Here is a 16,274-nt window from a genome sequence, read left to right as displayed (position 1 = left end):
TTCGTTATCAGGAATGGTGGCTACGACCCAAACGCCTGAAAACATCCGGGCGCACACGCTTGAAGTATTGCGCGAGAACCATGCCGCCAAGCTGAACGCCGATCAGACAATAAAACAGCCATGTGTATTGGCCCGGCTCGCCACCCGCAAGTACGTCAAAATGCAGCGCCACCAGCACGACCAGCGCAATAAAGAACACAGAAGAAATAGCCGGTGCCAGAAAGGACTTGGCGAAGCTCGTGCCTTGCTTCCGGCCGCTTCGAACATACCAGGCAAGCGAAGCAAAGTTCACGATAGCCATCAGGATAATAACGCCCGACGTACCGAGACCCGACAACGCGCCGTAAAGAATATCGGGCTTGGTCCCCATAGGAATGAACGGAATCAACGTGCAAAGAACGAGTGTCGATGTCGTCATCGAAGCAAGATATGGAGACTGATGCTTCGGGTGCACTTGACCGAGGAAACCAGGGACCGCACCGTCCGTCCCGAGGTTATGCAGATAGCGCGACAATACGTTTTGATTCGACAAAGCCGCAGCAAATGCCGACGTCATCACAAGAATAGTCACGATGGTATGAAGTCGCGGATCGACAAACTTCGAAAATGCTTCCGGAAACATGACGGCAGGCGTTTTAGCGGCAACGTCCTGCACATTCGTGCCATACGCCATGATCATCGCGTAAGCGCAAAAGGTGTAGATCACGCCGATAAAAATCACCGCGCCATATGTCGCTCGCGGGATGGTCTGATCCGGCAGTTTGACTTCATCGCGAAACAACGCCGTCGCTTCGAAGCCCGTGAAGAACGACATCACGAACAGCATCGAAAACGGAATATGCGAGCTATGCGAAAGCTCGTGCGGGTTGAACGGCGCGCTTGCGGCAATCCCCGGCACGCCGCCTTTGAAAACGACACCGAACGAGAACGCGAGACACACCAGGATCTCGAGCATCATGACCCACGTTAGGACTTTCGCGGACAACTCCACATGCAAGTAACCGAGGATCGCTACAACGAGCCAGCATCCGAGCGTGGGCCAGAACCATGGCAGGTTAGCACCGGTCATCGAATGGACCAGGTCCGAGCAGGAGACGCCGAAAAAAGAGGTCACGCCCGACAAGAGAAGGAAGTACGCAACTGCGGCAAGAATGCCCGACCCCAGTCCCGTCGACTTTCCGATGCCGTAGCTGACAAAGGCGTAAAAATCTCCGGGCCGCTTCACGATATTGTTCAAGGTCACGTAACCAACCGAAAACAAAAGAAGCACGACGGCCGTAACCAGAAAGATTAACGGGCTCGCAACGCCACCAAATGCCAGTGCAAACGGGATATAGCCCGACACGGTCGTAAGCGGTGCGGAGAACGCGAGAACGGTGAGCGCAAGCCCTATGGCGCCCATGTTTCCCGTTAGCCTCCTGGGCGAGTTCTCGATGGTGGCCGAGTCCACTGTGGAATCGTGTCTCACGTCCTGCAACTTTATGTCCATCTCCCTGCTCCTTCATTTGGATTTCGTTCGATCGCCGTTTTCTTTTGAGCGCGAGGAACGCGGTCAGCCGCTTCTCTTCACGTTACGAAATTTTCATGGATCGGCGTCCGCCCATATGGTCGATCGTCACATTGATAACGTCCGATTGCCATTCCCGATCGAACCAGGTCAATCAGATTGATAAGACGCGCATCCATTCGACTCGGCGAAGTGCGTTTGAAAGCCCATTTTCAGCGGATTCCAGCCTCCATCGCCTGCTGATCGGCGTGATAGCTTGACCGCACCATCGCGCCGACGGCCGCGTGCGTGAAGCCCATCTTGTACGCTTCTTCCTCATACATCTTGAACGTATCCGGATGCACGTAAGCCCGTACCGGCAGATGGTGCTCCGACGGCTGCAGATACTGGCCGATCGTCAGCATATCGACGTCGTGCGCGCGCAGATCGCGCATCACCTGAAGAATTTCCTCGTCCGTCTCGCCGAGGCCGACCATCAGGCCCGACTTCGTCGCGACTTCCGGATGCAGCGCCTTGAAGTCCTTCAGGAGCTTGAGCGAATGGTGATAATCCGACCCCGGACGCGCTTCCTTGTACAGACGCGGCACCGTTTCGAGGTTGTGGTTCATAACGTCCGGCGGCGCCGCGGTCAGAATGCCGATCGCGCGGTCCAGCCGGCCGCGGAAGTCCGGCGTCAGAATCTCGATGCGCGTTTCCGGCGAATGCTCGCGAACCTGCCGGATGCACTCGGCGAAGTGCGCCGCCCCGCCGTCGCGCAGGTCGTCGCGGTCGACGGACGTGATCACCATGTATTTCAGCTTCAGCGCGCCGATCGTGCGGGCGAGATTCTTGGGCTCATCCGCATCGAGTGGATCGGGGCGGCCGTGTCCGACATCACAGAACGGGCAGCGGCGAGTACATTTGTCGCCCATGATCATGAACGTCGCGGTGCCCTTTCCAAAGCATTCACCGATATTCGGGCAGTTCGCTTCCTCGCACACCGTATGCAGGTGGTGCTCGCGCAGAATCTGCTTAATTTCGTAGAACCGCGAGTTCCCGACTGCCATTTTGGAACGAATCCAAGCGGGTCTCCGGATTTTTTCAATTGCAACGATCTTGATCGGAATGCGCGATGTCTTCGCCTGCGCCCGTTGCTTGGTGGCAGGGTTCGATGGACTGTCGATCTCATTCATGAAGCATTCCCTTGTTTTTGATGCTATGTGCTGATTTGAAGCGCCAGCTTTGCGGCCAGACGCTGAGCGACTTCTTTCCACTCTGCAACAACACCGAGCGTCGCCATGTCTACCGTGGCGAGTGTCGGATCTCCGCATGCATCGATCATGGTGAAAGGGGCCAGATCCATCTCCACGTTCAAGCTGAGGCCGTGATAGGTGCATCCTTTAGACACCTTGAGACCTAGAGCTGAAATTTTCGAACCAGCGTGCGATTCCCTTGATGGGCTCATCTCGACATAGATGCCGGGCCGACCCGATTTGCGTCCCGCCTTTACCGAAAAAGAAGCAAGCGTGTCGATGACCGCCTGCTCAACGACGTCAACGAGCACGGGAATGGAAAGTCTCCGTCGGCGCAAATCTAAGAGCAGATAGGCGACTACTTGACCGGGTCCGTGATATGTGATCTGCCCCCCGCGATCAACGTTGAGAAGTGGAATTCCGCTGTCGCGCCTGCGCAAATGTTTATAGTCTCCGGCTTTACCCAAGGTGAAAACAGGTGGGTGTTCAACAAGCCAGATCTGATCGGTGCTTCCGGGTCCACGCTCACGCGTGTAACGACGCATGGCGTCGTACGTTACCAAATACTCTTCGCGGCCTCGCCAAAACAAAACAATCGCCAAGCTGTCTGCGTTGCTCACTGCTGCGGATGTCCCTACAACATCCCAAGTCACACCCGTCTCCGTCAGCATCTCGCGATCCCAAAGCGGTCAATGTCTTTCGAGCCGCAAGATCCACCTCTAACATCCTGATCGTCTTTTTGGCCCTTGAAGCGAGTCTAGATGGTTGTGGGTGTAGGTGCGTCCACCCAAAGAATGAGAAAGAATTGATCGCAGAAATGTGAAAATGGTGAGAACTGAAATGTCGTCACTGCCGACACTGAGTAAAAATGCCGCGGCGCGGTAGGAATACTGTGCCAGGTAACTGAAAAACTGCCGCTAGAGTTAGTGAAATATTCCGGGCGTGTCGCGCTTGATCACCGCCTCTATCACTTCCGGCTGGCCTGGTCGGGCTTTGAGCACGCTCACGTCATTCTCGGCGGCGAGAGCTATGTCGCGCTGGCCGAATCTGGGCACTCGGGGGCGCGCCGCGCGAGCACCGCAGCGACAGCCTATCGGCGGCGTTCCGCAATCTCGATGTCAACAGCGCGGGCAATCAAAATAAGTAAACTATCGCGGCTCAATGGCTGGCCCGCACGTACCCCTGTCAACGCTTTGCCGCATGTCTCGCGACATACTGCGCATGACTCGGGGACAACGTGGTTTGCTCGACCTTCATTGTAAGAGACTTGCACTCTTTACTCCTTGCCGGTCTCCCGGCGCACTGACGATTTTACTTCGCGGGCAAACGAAGTAATTTCGTCACCTCGGAGGCCCCAGCCCTGTCCCTGGCGGCCATTGGCCGGTGACGGCATTAATTCGCCGTACCGCAGCGCTATCCGAGTTTTTAAGTCATTCAATCCGTTCCCCGTTCAGACGTGCAGTCTTATCCGGCAGCACGCGCAGCGCGCTGCCGGACCTTCAAGCTACTTGCTGAGGTTCTTCCGCCGACAGCGCGACCGCCCCCCTACGTCGAGGCGCCGTTTCGACGAGCGCGAGCACGACGAATACACCCAGCGCAAGGCCGCCTAACGCGAAGTAAAATACATGCGGCAACCCGAAATTCTGAGCGACATACCCGGCGATGGCGGGCGCCACGCCCCCGCCAAAGATCTCGCCGATCCCGGAGATCAAGCCGATCGTTGAAGCCACGAGTCCCGTGGGAGCCGCCTCGGTCGCAATGGGGCCGCTCAACAAGCTAAGTAAGCCAATCGAGCACATTGAGATACCGAACAGAAGCGCGAAAAGCTTTGCTGGCTCCGCCCCGGTTCTGGCGAACACGAAGAGGAGCACTGCCGCAACAGCGAATGCGCCGATGGCTGCGACCTTGCGCCCGACGTAGTCGGAGAGCCCAGACAAACCGAACGAGCCGATGAAGCCCCCGAAGCCCAGCGCCGACGCAACAAATCCCATGCTTTGCGCGTTAAGGTGCAACACCGCGACGAGATACGTCGGCACCATCGCACCGACGACAAAAATGCCGGACATCGCGCAAAGCATCGCTGCGATCGCGACAACGACATTCCGACTGGCAAAAATCGAACGCCACTGGACTTTGGGATGATTGAGTGAGCTAGCGCCCACGGTTCCCGTCCGCGGGCGATCGCGAAGAATCCTGGCGTACAGTGCCGCCACGATCAATCCCGGCACCGCGGAAACCATAAATACCCAATGCCATGACGGCACGATACGCAGCAGCTGCGTCGCGAGAATGGGCGCGACGCCAAGCCCGAGCAACGAGAACATGCTCATCTGGAAGCCGAGGTTGAAGCCTCGCCTCGAGGCAAGCGACGCTTCGCTGGTGGCCGCCACACTGGCCGGCGTGAATGCACCCTCGGCGACCCCCATGATCCCCCGGATCAGCATCAGGCTGGCAAATCCCGTCGCGAGCCCCGAAAAACTCGAGAGCAACGAGAATGCGATCATCGTCCACACGAGGATCTTCTTACAGCCGATTCGATCCGAGATCGGACCGCTTGCTATCGCCCAGGCGCCCCAGGCAATAGCCAGCACGCCGATCAGATTGCCAAGTTGCTGAAAATTCAATCCCAGGTCGCGCATCATGTACGGAAACAAGGGCGCAACCATCCATCGATCCAGACCAACCAACCCGAAGCCGACTGCCAACAGCAAAACCGTCTTAAACTCGTAAGCACTATCGTGCTTTCCCGGCGTATCCATGCTCTCGTCTCCTCCAATGATGCCTTCGAAAGGGTTTCCTTCAATGCAACCCAGTGATGCTTTCTCAAAATTATTTACTTCGCAATACTACTTATTATTCGAACGCCTGCAGATGGATAAACTCGTCACAGCGCTGCATGCGATTGCGCCCAGCGCCTGGATTTATCAAGTCTCGAGACGCTATCGTCCCGCGGTTTATGGATTGCTACTGGGACCTACACGATCGCGCAAGCTTCGTCGAATTTGAGCCGAGGACTGCGCGGATACAGTCCAGCCGGATCGCCATAGCCGAGACAACAGAGAAAATTGACGCGCAACGTTGTGCCTTCGAAGAACAGCGAATTGACGGCGCCTGGATCGAACCCCGACAGCGGTCCGCAGTCGAGCCCGAGCATTCGCGCCGCGAGGATGAAGTAACCGCCCTGCAGCGAGCTGTTTCTCAGGCAAGTCTCCTCGACGAACGCGGGTCGATCTCGAAAGAGATCGCCGGCATTCGGACGATGCGGAAACAGCTTGGGCATTTGCTCGTAAAACGCCGTGTCGTAAGCGACGATTGCGACAACCGGTGCCGTGCGAACTTTCTCGACGTTGCCGGTCAAAACAGCCGACTGCAGCCGTGTGCGAGCATCCGTCGAACGCACGAATGTCACGCGCATGGGCGAGCAGTTCATGCTCGTCGGCCCCCACCTGGTGAGTTCGTACAATTCACGCAGCATTTGGTCGGACACCGGGCGGGACAGCCAAGCGTTCTGACTTCGCGCGTCCGTCAACAGTTGCGCTCGAGTACGGGCATCAAGAGGCGCCATCATGGGTTCGTACTCCAGTTCGGCGTCACTCATCACGCGGTCCTGACCTGCTGCCGGCAAGCGCCCACCATGAAAAACGCCACAGTCGAGGGCGTATCGCTCTTGTTGCGCCACGCGTGCCGCGTACCCTGCTGCACGACGACATCATTCGGACATAGCAACGTCTCATTTCCATCATCGACCTCCAGCCAAATTTCCCCTGATAGTACGATCGCGTAATCGACGGTATCGGTCCTGTGCATGCCCGGGTATTCCGGCTCGAACGTCCGCGCGAGGTCAGGCATTCGTGCGACGCACTCCTCGCCCGCCGCGACAGGATCGAAGCCGGGCGTGCTCATCGTCCTGTCGGGCGGAAATGTAACGATCAAAAGGCTCGTTCCGCCCGCGGGAGGCAGTAAACCGATTTGTCCTTCGGTGGGATCCGCGTTGCCGGCAGGCAGGACAGGCGAAAGCGGTGTCGTCCAAATCTGCGCGAATGCGTGTCCAGGGATCGATTCGAAATTAACAGTGCGCGGCGTGGCGCCATCGAAAATCACCACGGAGCGGCCGTTGTTGTCGTGACCGGTTACCACTCTTCGGATAGCCATGAATACGCTCGATGCAAGAGATAGAGGTAGCGATGCGCCCCACCGGAAAGTCACTCGCCGGCCAGGCGCTGATGCCGTTGGTTAAGGGCAGATCACATAATTACTGAAGCCGCCGTTGCGATTCTCGATGCCGCCAAGCGCAGTGTTGATGTCTTCAAGCCTGAAGGTGCAATGCTCGAACACCGACAAATCGACGACACCCGACTCCACCATATCGGCCATCTCCTGCCCTTGCCCCGCCGTGAACCATGCCGAACCGCTCAAGCTCTGATCATTGTCCATCATGTAGTGCAGGTTGACGGGAACTTCACCCGCCACGGCGCCGATGTTGATAAGAAGGCCACCGCGCCGCAGCGTGTTCAACGTCTCGCGCAGTGTCTCTTGCGCTGCGCCCGGTCCCAGTGCGTCGATGACTGCGTCGACACCCGCGCCGTGCGTCACCCGCGCGGCCCATTCGCTGACGGAGCCGTCATCGAGCGACATGACTTCGATGCGCTCCGGCGCAATCGCCTTGACGCGCTGCAGGAGTTCCCTGTTACGTGCAGTACCTAGAATCTTCCTGGCGCCCATCGCGAGGCCGAAGAGCGCGACGCCGATACCCAACGTTCCGCTGATGCCGCTCACAAGAATCGTGCTGCTTGGGCCCACTCCGGCCTTCTTCAATGCTCGATAAGCCGTGCCCAAATAGCCGAAGCGCGCGGCCGTCTCGTGACTGAGACTATCGGGGATGCTCACGAGGCTGTATTGCGGAGCCGTCATGTACTCGCACAAACCGCCGTACGGATAGTCGTCGAATATCGCCTGCGAACGTTTGCTGAATCCGAAGTAGCCGTTGAACGTGTAGTAAGGGCACGCTGTCGTATCGCCGGAACGGCAAGCGCGGCACCCTCCGCAATAACGGGCGGGGTTCACGTAGACGCGATCGCCCGGCTTGAATGCATGAACCTGGTTGCCTACCTCTTCGATCACCCCCGTGGCATCGAGGCCGAAGATCGCCGGCAGTTTGGGCAACGGAAGATGAGGGAACCACTTCTCCCAATTGCTCAGGACGTTGCCGAGGTTCGGGACGATGCCGCATGCCTTTACTTTCACGAGCACATCGGTCGGGCGCGGCGACGGAATCGGGATGTCCTCCACCACCATTGGCTCGCCTACATTGTGCATGCGCGCCGCCCGCATCATCTTCGTCGTCATCGTTTGTCTCCTGTTTATCGATACGTGCACGATATATATTTTTGTGCACAAAGCAAATCATCGTTTACCTGAACGCTACCGCAGGCCGTCGAACCCTTTGATTTCCGATGCCTGCAATCCGCCTATTCGCGCATGAACGCGTCCGCCCGTCGCCATGGCCAGAGCAAATGCGATTTCATTGCGGCGCGGGCCGTCCCACACCGTGACCTCGCACGTTCCGAAGTGGCTGCGGACATACGAAGCTTGAATGTGGCCGAGCGGAACCATCAGACGTGTGCCCACACCGCCGATCGTCTTGGCCGACGGCACGATTGCTTTCGGCCCGTCCAAGGTTTCCCGCATGGCCCATCCGCCCGCTTCATGCCAGACGGCGCCGTGTTCGAGTTCACCGTCTTCGCCGACGATCGCCCCCTTCCCATATGCCTGCACCTTCGACTTGCCGCCCAGCTGCGCCACGAGACGGGACGACAGGTCCGCCCCGAGCTGCCGTAGTTGGCTCATGAACGGCAATAGATCCGGCTCGTACCTTCCAGCGTAAGGGTTCGCGACGATCGCGGTCGCCACCGCGATCACCAACGGCTCGCCGAGCCGCTCACCGCCTTCGTGCCAGACCTCTTCGACGTCCAGCTTGACCTTTCTTACATTGACTAGCGACATCCGCTGCTCCGAGGAAATGGTTCGCATCCGCTACTTCGCTTACATCGACTACTCACCGGCTCGTCATCTTGCTCGCCGGTCCTTGCATTATATCCAGCACGGTGTAATATGCACAAAAATATCTTTTATGCCCATGAGGAGAAAACAGATGAAACTGGTCTCGTACCGACGTCAAGGCCAACCGGGATTCGGCGCAGTCAAGGATCAAGGCATCATTGATCTCGCGAAGCGACTGCCAGCGATCGCCGATCTCGCGGCGCTAATATCGAACACGACCGCGCTCGATGAAGCACGGCGACTCGTCGACGCTTCAGTGTCCGACGACTTCGCACTCGCGGCGGTCGAGCTGGAACCGGTCATTCCCCGTCCGAATAAAATCATTTGTGTCGGAATCAACTATGTCGCGCACGCCGCGGAGGCGGGACGCACGGTGGGACAGTACCCCGTCATCTTCCATCGCTTCGCGCAAACCCTCGTTGCACACGGCGCGCCGATCATCCGTCCGCGCGTGTCGGAGCATTTCGACTTCGAAGCTGAACTCGCGGTCGTTATCGGCAAGGGCGGCGCGCACATCAAAGCGGAAGATGCGATGGATCACGTCGCCGGCTATACCTGCTTCAACGACGCGAGCGTCCGTGACTGGCAATTTCATACGCACCAGTACGGAATGGGCAAGAACTTCCGGGGCACGGGCTCGCTCGGTCCGTGGCTCGTTACCGCGGACGAAATCCGTGACTATAGGGAGTTGTCGATTCAAGGGCTGCTCAACGGCGAACGCATGCAGACTGGCAAGCTCTCCGAACTAGCGTTCGACATTCCCGCCCTGATCGCGTACGTTTCGCAGGCCCTCGATTGGCAACCGGGCGATATCCTGGCGACGGGCACCCCGAGCGGGATCGGTTTTAAGCGTCAACCACCGATCTTCCTGAAACCGGGCGATACGTTCGATGTCGTCATACCGGGAATCGGGACGTTGTCGAATCCCGTCGCAGACGAAGCGTGAACGCGCGGGTACATGAACGGCTGAGTATCTGAACAAAAAGCAAATGAGACATCCGGAGACAACCATGGCAGCCTTGCCGAAAATTCAGTTCACGCATTGCGGGATTTTTTGCAGCGACCTCGAGATGATGGTCGACTATTACCGCAAGTATCTTGGCTTTGTGATCAGCGACAAGGGCGTCGCATCGACCGGCCACCGTCTGTACTTTATGACCCAGGATCCCGAGATCCATCATCAACTCGTCCTCTTCGACGGAAAGCCGACCGATCTGCCGTTCAACCCCGTCAATCAGCTGTCGCTGCTGCTCGATTCGCTCGCCGATTTGCAGTCGTACTACCGGCGTGCGGTCAAAGCCGGCGTCCAGGGGATCGACCAAGTCGATCACGGCAACGCATGGTCGATCTATTTCAAGGACCCGGAAGGCAATCCGATCGAACTGTACGTCGACAGTCCGTTCTTTTCGGCGCAACCGTGCCGCGAACCGCTCAATCTCGATCTTTCGATTGACGAAATCCTGAAGCAGACCGAGGCAATGGCACGGCGCCGCCCCGGGTTTTTAACTCGCGAGGCTTGGATCTCCGAGATGCGCTCGCGGATTGCCGCCCAGCGCGTGGCGTTCGACGCTTAAGTACGGTAGGTCTTCGTATGAAGCGCAACTTTATCGGCGGTCACTGGCGCGAAAGCACGGCATCCCGCACCAACATCAATCCCTCGGACCTGGACGATGTCATCGGGGAATACGCCCACGCCGATGCCGACGACGCGCGAGCCGCCATCGACGCGGCGCGCGCGGCACAAGCAACGTGGGCGCATAGCGGCATCCAGGCGCGCTCGACCGCGCTCGATTTCATCGGCTCGGAGTTGCTAGCGAGACAGATCGAACTCGGCACGCTGCTTTCCCGCGAGGAAGGCAAGACGCTTACCGAAGGTGTCGCGGAAGTGGCTCGCGCCGGTCAAATATTCAAGTTCTTCGCCGGAGAAGTGCTGCGCACGGGTGGCGAAAAACTGCCGTCCGTTCGTCCTCTTGTCGAGGTGGAAGTCACACGCGAACCGGTTGGCGTAGTCGGCATCATTACGCCCTGGAATTTCCCGATCGCCATTCCGGCCTGGAAGATCGCGCCCGCTCTTGCCTACGGTAACTGTGTCGTGTTCAAGCCTGCCGATCTCGTCCCTGCATCGGCATGGGCATTGGCCGAGATCATTTCTCGTAGCGGGATCCCTGCGGGCGCATTCAACCTTGCCATGGGACGCGGCGGTGTCGTCGGCAATGCGCTCGTCTCGTCGCCCGACGTCAACGCCGTTTCGTTCACGGGCTCCGTCGAAACCGGCTCCACACTGTTGCAACGCGGGGCACTGCAGTTCAAACGCATGCAACTCGAGATGGGCGGCAAGAACCCCCTCGTCGTACTCGACGATGCGGATCTCGACGTGGCGATCGATTGCGCGGTCCAGGGTGCTTACTTTTCGACAGGGCAACGGTGCACCGCTTCGTCCCGATTCATCGTGCAAAAGGGAATCTATTCGCGGTTCGTTTCCCGTCTGACGGAAGCGGTCGAACGTCTGCGCGTCGGCCATGCGCTGGATCCGCAGACGCAGATCGGCCCGGTGGTCGACGAGGCGCAGTTGCGGCACGACGAGGACTATCTGAACATCGGCAAGAGCGAGGGTGCCAGGCTCGCCTGCGGTGGTGAGCTCTTGACGAGGGACACGCGTGGCCACTTCCTGTCACCGGCGCTATTCGTCGATGCAACGCCAAAAATGCGCATTGCCCGCGAAGAGATCTTTGGCCCGATCGCATGCGCCATCGCTGTGGACAGCTATGAAGAAGCACTCGCCGTCGCGAACGATAGTCCTTTCGGGCTCTCATCCGGCATCTGCACGACTTCGCTCAAATACGCGACGCATTTCAAGCGGCACGTGAAGAGCGGCATGACGATGGTGAACGTGCCGACCGCCGGCGTCGATTACCACGTGCCGTTCGGCGGAACGAAGGCGTCCAGCCATGGACCGCGCGAACAGGGCACGTACGCGGTCGACTTCTTCACGACCGTCAAAACCGGTTACACGAAGGCATACTTCGAATAATCCCGGCGCCGACCAGGACGGTCGTCGCCTTGCAAGCGCCGCCCCGCGCGCGCTTGCGGAACAGCATTCCATAAGGAGGAGACGTGGACTTCGATTTGATCATCGTCGGGCTCGGACCGGTTGGCGCCGTGGCTGCCAATTTAGCCGGCGAGGCCGGGCTGCGCACGCTCGTGCTTGAAAAATCCCTGACGGTCTTCGATAAGCCGCGCGCGATGGGCTTCGATCAGGAAATCATGCGGATCTTCGGCAATCTAGGACTCGCCGACAAAATCGCGCCTTATGTCATGCCCTATCGGCCATCCGAATATCGGACGACGGATTCGAGTGTAATTCGCCGCATCGAGGCTGCTGAGCCGCCGTTCCAACTCGGATGGGCGCCGAACTACGTTTTCATGCAACCTCAGATCGAAAGCCTGTTGCGCGAGAATCTCTCCCGCTTCCCGTCGGTGTCGGTCAAGCTCGGCGCGCAAGTCGAGGCCGTGACGTCCGGCGATGACGAGGCATCGGTCACGGTCGTCGAATCCTCAAACGAGCCGAACACGCCGCACACGTACAGATCGCACTATGTGCTTGCATGCGACGGCGGCACGAGCCCGATCCGCACGGGGTTCGGCTTGGAGATGGAAGACCTCGACTTCGATGAACCGTGGCTCGTGGTCGACGTCGTCCTCAAGGACGGATGCGGCGCAAATCTACCGACGACCAACGTCCAGTACTGCGAAATCGAGCGCCCCTGCACGTTCGTGGTCGGGCCCGGGCAAGTTCGACGCTGGGAATTCATGATAAATGCAGACGAAACGCCGGCGCAGGTGATGGAGCCCGCGTTCGTGCGCCGGCTCATCTCGCGCTGGCTCGACGAAAGCGAATACGAAATCTGGCGCGCCTCGTCTTATCGTTTCCACGCCCTTGTCCTGCGCCAATGGCAGTCAGACCGTGTGTTCTTCCTCGGCGACGCGGCGCATATGACCCCCCCGTTTCTGGCGCAGGGCATGTGCCAAGGAATCCGTGACGCAGCCAATCTCGTCTGGAAGCTGGCCCTTGCCAACCGCGGCGCGGCCAGTCCCGACCTGCTGGGGACCTATCAAACCGAACGGCTCCCGCATGTGAAGCAAACCACGCTCGTCACGAAATCGCTTGGCAAGTTGATCTGCGAGCGCGATCGTGTGGCCGCGCGCGATCGGGATGAACGCTTGCTCGAGGAAATGACGGCCAATCCGCGCGGGACCGTCCGGCAATCGTTGATTCCCGGGCTCAGCGCGGGCCTCCTGGTCGCATCGAATGACGGCCCGCGAGGCCAATTGTTTCCGCAACCGCTCGTCAAAACTGCAGACGGTTTCAAATGCCTGCTCGACGAAGCAACCGGCATGACGTTTCGCATCGTCGTCGAGAATGACACCGATCCAGTCGTCATCGAACGCGTGGCGGGGGAATGGGGCGCACTGAGCGATATTCCGGTGGAGCTGGTCGTGATCGGGACCGAGCCGCTTACGTCGGATGCGCCGTCATATGCCTATCAAGACGTCGATGGCGTACTCGTCAGCTGGATGCAACGGCATGATTGCGCCGCCGTGATCGTCCGGCCCGATCACTACGTGTACGGCGGCTGCCGCAAAGTGGAAGACGCGGTCGCGATGATCCGTGAGTTGGCCGCTGCGCTGCGGTCGGACAACGCACACAAACATCCCACCCCCGCCGCTTGCGCTTGATCGACTGTGCATCCGTGCAGCGCGAGGGACCCTAGCCCTCGCGTTTTTCTTGCGCAGGGGAATATTTATATCTTGCATATCGCCATATTTTGCGCATAAAATCGATCTCATCGATAAATCCGCAGTCAACCCACGCCCATGGACTCGACATCCGCTTCGAATGGTGTACCGCTGATCGACGTCGCCTTCGCCCGGATGAAAACGTCCATCATCCGCTGCGAACTCGTACCGGGTACCCGGCTCAAGGTCGAGAGCCTTTCTAAGGCGTACGGGCTCAGTAGTTCGCCGATCCGCGAAGCCTTGAATCGGCTCGCGCAAGACGGCATCGTCCAAGCCACGGAAAATCGCGGGTTCTGGGTCGCACCGATCAGCATCGACGACTTCAAAGACATCACACGGCTGCGCGTGCTGCTCGAACTCGAGGCACTCAGCGATTCGATCGCACACGGCGACGAAGAATGGGAAGTGGCCGTGCTCACAGCCTTTCATCGATTGAGTCTCGCGGAAAAGCGCCTTGGCTCGGGCCCCGTCGCACTCGACGACGACTGGTCCGAACGACACCGCGCCTATCACATGGCGTTGCTGTCGGCGACGCCCAGCGCCCTGCTTTCAAGTATGGTCGCTTCGCTCTTTGATCGTGCCGAACGTTATCGGCGCTATTCCGCGCTGCATCGAACCGAAGAAAGGCATAAGAACAGCGAGCACGAGGCGCTCATGAAGGCAGCGATCGATCGAGACACGGAAAAGGCCATCCGTCTGCTGCGCAAGCATATCGAAGGTACGCTGGCACGTGTCGGAGGCGCACTCGAGCGCCAATTAGCTATCGTCCAATAAGCAAACGCGGCGCTGATCAGAAACCGCGCAGCGCCTCCCATGTCGCGATATCGGCCAGGCAAGGCCTTGTCTCGCCCTGCCGATATCCGAGTCCTTAAAACATCGTTTGCATGCCGATCCGGCCGACGAACTGCGAGCGACCGCTCGACGGACCGAACGTCCCGTTGATGACTGCGTTAGCGCCAGAGTTAGTCAACTGATACGCGCCCTGGACGTAAACCGCCGTCCGTTTGGAGAGGAAATATTTGGCAACGGCGCCAAGTTGATGAGCGTGATTGCGATCCACTCCGCCATTGCCCCACATATACGTGTACGCGAGGCTGGTTGAAAAGGCCGGTGTAAAGCGATAGAGTGCGCCTAGTTCCGCGGCGTTCACGGCCGCACCATTCTGGGTGTTGCGCGTGTTGGTGAAGAGCGCCGTCAACAGCAGTTTCTGTCCATTGTATTTCGCACCGAGACCAAAGTTTCGAATGCTGTCGCCAAGCATCGCTGCGTAACGAACGTCCGTATACGCTGCACCAAACGCGAACGAACCAGCGGTATAGCTCGCCCCAAAACTGTCCGCGCTGTTCTGACGGAAATCCCCCGCCGTTCCGCCAAAGGCATACATGGCGCCGAACCGCAGCCCACCGACTAGCGGGCTAGTGTATTTGACCGAGTTATTCAACGGTGTGTCGCCGTTCATGCGATCGAAATCGAATGCCTCGTCCGGCGGTGAATCGGGGATACCCAGCTTGGCGAACGGACCATCGCGGAACTGATAAAAGCCACCGCCATACATCGCCATATCGGCGCCAACGTCAGCAAACAGCGTATCGACCATGAAGTCGTATTGGCGACCGAGCGTGAGCTTCCCATACTGATCGTTATCGATGCCGACCCATGCATTGCGCGCGAACAGCCCGACTCCCGAGCCGCTACCGTTCGATTTCTGAGAAACGAGCGTTCCATTCAAAGAGAACTGCGTCGTCAGCTGAAAAATCGCATGGGTACCGTTACCCAGGTCTTCCGTGCCTTTGAACCCTACCAGGTTCGGCAGCGCGATGCCGTCGTCCATCCTCCATGCGGAATGTCCCCCAATATTGCTGATGTACGACACCCCGGCATCGAGCAAGCCCCACAGCGTTACGCTGCTTTGAGCGTGCGCACTCGGCACGATGCCGACACACGTTCCCACTGCGACTGTCGCCGCAGCCATGATGCGCTTCTTCACTTTCGCCTCCTCCGATTGCATTGCCTAATTAATATTTAACGCACAAATATTATCAACATACACATATCGTCTTTTTATGCATATTCACTCAAACAGCCGTGATGGTCAATGCTGATGTGGATAAATCGTGCTCAGTGTTTACGCGCGTGCGCGGCGCGGAGCACAACAGGAGCATTGAACTTGCTAAGGCGGGTGACATCGCGAGCAGACGGCCTCGCGCGTGTAGTAGCTGCGATGGGGATTGGGACAGGACGAGGGGGATGCTATGAGACGCAGCGCCTACTTCTTGAACGCCTATGCCATAAAATTCCCAGTGACGTGGGCGTACGCGCTTGGCACCAGACGGCAAGCGATCCGGCTAGTAGGGATGAAACTCGTTCTGAGCCTGCTGCTCGAGCTCGGAAGCCCCGGAACGCATCCGGTGCGTTCGCGATCGTTCGGCAGACCGTCCAAGTCCACGCCGATCGGCTTCATCCTTCGCCGCTCGTATCGCGTCATAGAATGTCGGCTCCGTGGCAACACGTGTCCGATCTACGTTCACGACCCAGCTATCGAACATGTAGCGCCAGCGGATTCGGCGCTCTTCGAGCAGCGCGGAGAACCAACGCCAGACCGACGCGTCTTCGGCATTGACCGCGGCGGCGGCGTTGACGCGAACCCGTTGCATGGCGTCCATAGGGTTACGCTCGCT

15 protein-coding genes and 1 pseudogene are annotated in these 16,274 nt (G+C 58.7%); 6 read left to right on the top strand and 10 right to left on the bottom strand.

Annotated features, from left to right (window positions below; translation table 11 throughout):
- Window positions 1-7 precede the first annotated feature (7 nt).
- The 3 genes from ACFSNN_RS31290 to lipB form a co-directional block, all read right to left on the bottom strand.
- Window positions 8-1,489, bottom strand: a complete 1,482-nt coding sequence (locus tag ACFSNN_RS31290; protein WP_134465924.1) for an APC family permease — start codon at window positions 1,487-1,489, stop codon at window positions 8-10.
- 230 nt (window positions 1,490-1,719) lie between these two features.
- Window positions 1,720-2,679, bottom strand: a complete 960-nt coding sequence (gene lipA / locus ACFSNN_RS31285; RefSeq protein WP_134465925.1) for a lipoyl synthase — start codon at window positions 2,677-2,679, stop codon at window positions 1,720-1,722.
- A gap of 23 nt (window positions 2,680-2,702) precedes the next feature.
- Window positions 2,703-3,410 (bottom strand): lipoyl(octanoyl) transferase LipB, encoded by a 708-nt coding sequence (gene lipB / locus ACFSNN_RS31280; RefSeq protein ID WP_134465926.1) that lies wholly within the window; start codon window positions 3,408-3,410, stop codon window positions 2,703-2,705.
- 282 nt (window positions 3,411-3,692) lie between these two features.
- On the opposite strand from lipB, the pseudogene ACFSNN_RS31275 reads away from it, so the two are divergent.
- Window positions 3,693-3,853: pseudogene (locus tag ACFSNN_RS31275) on the top strand (IS21 family transposase); the annotation flags it as partial.
- A gap of 385 nt (window positions 3,854-4,238) precedes the next feature.
- Here the strand turns inward: ACFSNN_RS31275 and ACFSNN_RS31270 are convergent.
- The 5 genes from ACFSNN_RS31270 to ACFSNN_RS31250 all read right to left on the bottom strand — a co-directional run bounded on the left by ACFSNN_RS31270 (window position 4,239) and on the right by ACFSNN_RS31250 (window position 8,742).
- Entirely contained in the window at window positions 4,239-5,498 is a 1,260-nt protein-coding gene (locus ACFSNN_RS31270; protein WP_377689132.1) for an MFS transporter, read from the bottom strand.
- 215 nt (window positions 5,499-5,713) lie between these two features.
- The gene (locus tag ACFSNN_RS31265) at window positions 5,714-6,304 is read right to left on the bottom strand and encodes a malonic semialdehyde reductase (protein WP_134466425.1); all 591 of its coding nucleotides are present in this window, start codon (window positions 6,302-6,304) and stop codon (window positions 5,714-5,716) included.
- A 32-nt stretch (window positions 6,305-6,336) separates the two neighbouring features.
- Window positions 6,337-6,843, bottom strand: coding sequence for a cupin domain-containing protein (locus ACFSNN_RS31260; protein WP_377747685.1), 507 nt, complete (start codon window positions 6,841-6,843; stop codon window positions 6,337-6,339).
- Window positions 6,844-6,972: 129 nt separating this feature from the next.
- Window positions 6,973-8,085: an alcohol dehydrogenase catalytic domain-containing protein gene (locus ACFSNN_RS31255; protein ID WP_134465929.1), complete on the bottom strand. Its 1,113-nt coding sequence runs from the start codon at window positions 8,083-8,085 to the stop codon at window positions 6,973-6,975.
- A gap of 75 nt (window positions 8,086-8,160) precedes the next feature.
- On the bottom strand, window positions 8,161-8,742 hold the full coding sequence (locus tag ACFSNN_RS31250; protein ID WP_134465930.1) for an amino acid synthesis family protein: 582 nt from the start codon (window positions 8,740-8,742) through the stop codon (window positions 8,161-8,163).
- 148 nt (window positions 8,743-8,890) lie between these two features.
- Here ACFSNN_RS31250 and ACFSNN_RS31245 point away from each other — a divergent pair, with 148 nt between their 5' ends.
- The 5 genes from ACFSNN_RS31245 (at window position 8,891) to ACFSNN_RS31225 (ending at window position 14,370) form a co-directional block, all read left to right on the top strand.
- Entirely contained in the window at window positions 8,891-9,745 is an 855-nt protein-coding gene (locus ACFSNN_RS31245) for a fumarylacetoacetate hydrolase family protein (protein ID WP_134465931.1), read from the top strand.
- Window positions 9,746-9,809: 64 nt separating this feature from the next.
- Window positions 9,810-10,373, top strand: coding sequence for a VOC family protein (locus ACFSNN_RS31240; RefSeq protein ID WP_134465932.1), 564 nt, complete (start codon window positions 9,810-9,812; stop codon window positions 10,371-10,373).
- A gap of 17 nt (window positions 10,374-10,390) precedes the next feature.
- Window positions 10,391-11,830 carry an aldehyde dehydrogenase family protein gene (locus tag ACFSNN_RS31235; RefSeq protein WP_134465933.1) on the top strand — a complete coding sequence of 480 codons (1,440 nt, stop codon included), beginning with the start codon at window positions 10,391-10,393 and terminating at the stop codon, window positions 11,828-11,830.
- 83 nt (window positions 11,831-11,913) lie between these two features.
- On the top strand, window positions 11,914-13,536 hold the full coding sequence (locus ACFSNN_RS31230; RefSeq protein ID WP_377689131.1) for a bifunctional 3-(3-hydroxy-phenyl)propionate/3-hydroxycinnamic acid hydroxylase: 1,623 nt from the start codon (window positions 11,914-11,916) through the stop codon (window positions 13,534-13,536).
- 138 nt (window positions 13,537-13,674) lie between these two features.
- Window positions 13,675-14,370 (top strand): GntR family transcriptional regulator, encoded by a 696-nt coding sequence (locus ACFSNN_RS31225; RefSeq protein WP_134465934.1) that lies wholly within the window; start codon window positions 13,675-13,677, stop codon window positions 14,368-14,370.
- Between the two features lie 94 nt (window positions 14,371-14,464).
- Here ACFSNN_RS31225 and ACFSNN_RS31220 read toward each other — a convergent pair whose 3' ends face one another.
- Entirely contained in the window at window positions 14,465-15,583 is a 1,119-nt protein-coding gene (locus tag ACFSNN_RS31220) for a porin (protein WP_166799440.1), read from the bottom strand.
- A 358-nt stretch (window positions 15,584-15,941) separates the two neighbouring features.
- Entirely contained in the window at window positions 15,942-16,259 is a 318-nt protein-coding gene (locus ACFSNN_RS31215) for a hypothetical protein (RefSeq protein WP_244323207.1), read from the bottom strand.
- Window positions 16,260-16,274 lie beyond the last annotated feature (15 nt).

The sequence above is a fragment of the Paraburkholderia dipogonis genome (genome assembly GCF_042680985.1).
Taxonomy (GTDB): Bacteria; Pseudomonadota; Gammaproteobacteria; order Burkholderiales; family Burkholderiaceae; genus Paraburkholderia; species Paraburkholderia phytofirmans.
The sequence above is the reverse complement of the archived record's forward strand: the minus strand, read 5'-3'. Positions and strand labels throughout refer to the sequence as shown.

Coding starts and splice junctions, on each gene's coding strand:
- lipA (WP_134465925.1), bottom strand. CDS start 2,679: ATGAATGAGATCGACAGTCCATCGAACCCTGCCACCAAGCAACGGGCG.
- lipB (WP_134465926.1), bottom strand. CDS start 3,410: ATGCTGACGGAGACGGGTGTGACTTGGGATGTTGTAGGGACATCCGCA.
- ACFSNN_RS31225 (WP_134465934.1), top strand. CDS start 13,675: ATGGACTCGACATCCGCTTCGAATGGTGTACCGCTGATCGACGTCGCC.
- ACFSNN_RS31250 (WP_134465930.1), bottom strand. CDS start 8,742: ATGTCGCTAGTCAATGTAAGAAAGGTCAAGCTGGACGTCGAAGAGGTC.
- ACFSNN_RS31255 (WP_134465929.1), bottom strand. CDS start 8,085: ATGACGACGAAGATGATGCGGGCGGCGCGCATGCACAATGTAGGCGAG.
- ACFSNN_RS31290 (WP_134465924.1), bottom strand. CDS start 1,489: ATGGACATAAAGTTGCAGGACGTGAGACACGATTCCACAGTGGACTCG.
- ACFSNN_RS31265 (WP_134466425.1), bottom strand. CDS start 6,304: ATGGCGCCTCTTGATGCCCGTACTCGAGCGCAACTGTTGACGGACGCG.
- ACFSNN_RS31245 (WP_134465931.1), top strand. CDS start 8,891: ATGAAACTGGTCTCGTACCGACGTCAAGGCCAACCGGGATTCGGCGCA.
- ACFSNN_RS31235 (WP_134465933.1), top strand. CDS start 10,391: ATGAAGCGCAACTTTATCGGCGGTCACTGGCGCGAAAGCACGGCATCC.
- ACFSNN_RS31215 (WP_244323207.1), bottom strand. CDS start 16,259: ATGGACGCCATGCAACGGGTTCGCGTCAACGCCGCCGCCGCGGTCAAT.
- ACFSNN_RS31270 (WP_377689132.1), bottom strand. CDS start 5,498: ATGGATACGCCGGGAAAGCACGATAGTGCTTACGAGTTTAAGACGGTT.
- ACFSNN_RS31240 (WP_134465932.1), top strand. CDS start 9,810: ATGGCAGCCTTGCCGAAAATTCAGTTCACGCATTGCGGGATTTTTTGC.